1 pseudogene is annotated in these 245 nt (G+C 60.4%); it reads left to right on the forward strand.

Annotated features, from left to right (window positions below):
- Positions 1-245 (forward strand): annotated as a pseudogene (locus CKY02_RS23350) (hypothetical protein); the annotation flags it as partial.

Raw genomic sequence — 245 nt, forward strand, 5'->3', positions numbered from 1 at the left:
GCCGGCTATCTGGCCGCAGTGAGCCGCAAGCTCGCCAAACCGCTGGCCGTGCTGATACAGAGCAGCAGCGCGGCAGGCAAATCGTCCTTAATGGAGGCGGTACTCAATCTGATACCCCCGGAAGAACGGGTGCAATACAGCGCCATGACGGGGCAGAGCCTGTTTTATCTGGGCGACACCAACCTGCAACACAAGATACTGGCCATCGCCGAAGAAGAAGGCGTACGGCAGGCGGCCTATGCGCT

It is taken from the genome of Photorhabdus bodei (genome assembly GCF_003287735.1).
Taxonomy (GTDB): domain Bacteria; phylum Pseudomonadota; class Gammaproteobacteria; order Enterobacterales; family Enterobacteriaceae; genus Photorhabdus; species Photorhabdus kayaii.